The organism is Legionella septentrionalis (genome assembly GCF_003989745.1).
In the GTDB taxonomy this organism is placed as follows: Bacteria; Pseudomonadota; Gammaproteobacteria; order Legionellales; family Legionellaceae; genus Legionella_A; species Legionella_A septentrionalis.
Genome location: NZ_RZGS01000084.1, coordinates 1 through 1,164 on the forward strand (window position 1 = coordinate 1; position 1,164 = coordinate 1,164).

Consider the following 1,164-nt stretch of genomic DNA (forward strand, 5'->3'; position numbering starts at 1 on the left):
ACACGGCGACGATTACCGTTCAAGATACCATTGATACCACCCTTGTGGAGCTTAGCGATGTCACCGTGGATGAAGGCGGTATGGTGACTTTGATGGCCAATGTGAATAATGCACCGCAAACCGATTTAACCTTAACGCTGTCCAATGGCCAAGTGATTACCATTCTTGCTGGACAAACGAGCGGCAGCGTTACCTTCCCAGCCCCAACCGATGATGCTTATATTGATGCCGATAGCCAAACCATCAGCATCAGCAGCGCAGCCGGTGGCAATTACGAACAATTGGATATCAGTGACACGGCGACGATCACCGTTCAAGACACCATTGACACCACCCTTGTGGAGCTTAGCGATGTCACCGTCGATGAAGGCGGTAACATCACCTTAACCGCTAATGTCGAGAATGCACCGCAAAACACCCCACTGGTCATTACCTTATCCAATGGCGAAATCATCACCATCGCGGTAGGACAAACCAGTGGCAGCGTTACCTTCCCTGCCCCAACCGATGATGCCTACGTCGATGCCGGTACACAAACCATCAGCATCAGCAACGCAACCGGTGGCAATTACGAACAATTGGATACCAGCGACACCGCAACGATTACTATTAATGACACCGTCGATACCACCACCGTCACCTTAGGCGATGTCACCGTCAATGAAGGCGGCACCATCACTTTAACCGCCAATGTCAATAATGCACCGCAAACGGATTTAACCTTAACGCTGTCTAACGGACAGGTGATCACCATTCTCGCTGGACAAACGAGTGGCAGCGTCACCTTCCCAGCGCCAACCGATGATGCTTATATTGATGCCGATAGCCAAACCATCAGCATCAGCAGCGCAGCCGGTGGCAATTACGAACAATTGGATATTAGCGACACAGCAACCATCACCGTTCAAGACACCATTGACACCACCCTTGTGGAGCTTAGCGATGTCACCGTCAATGAAGGCGGCACCATCACTTTGACCGCCAACGTCAACAATGCACCGCAAACCGATTTAACCTTAACCTTGTCCAATGGGGAAGTGATCACCATTCTTGCTGGACAAACGAGCGGCAGCGTCACCTTCCCAGCCCCAGCCGACGATGCCTACGTCGATGCCGGTACACAAACCATCAGCATCAGCAATGCAGCCGGTGGCAATTACGAAA

Annotated in this window: 1 protein-coding gene; it reads left to right on the top strand. The window is 51.5% G+C overall.

Translation table 11 applies throughout. From position 1 onward, the window contains the following. On the top strand, positions 1–1,164 hold a 1,164-nt coding region (locus ELY11_RS12450; protein WP_158615207.1), incomplete at both ends, for an immunoglobulin-like domain-containing protein.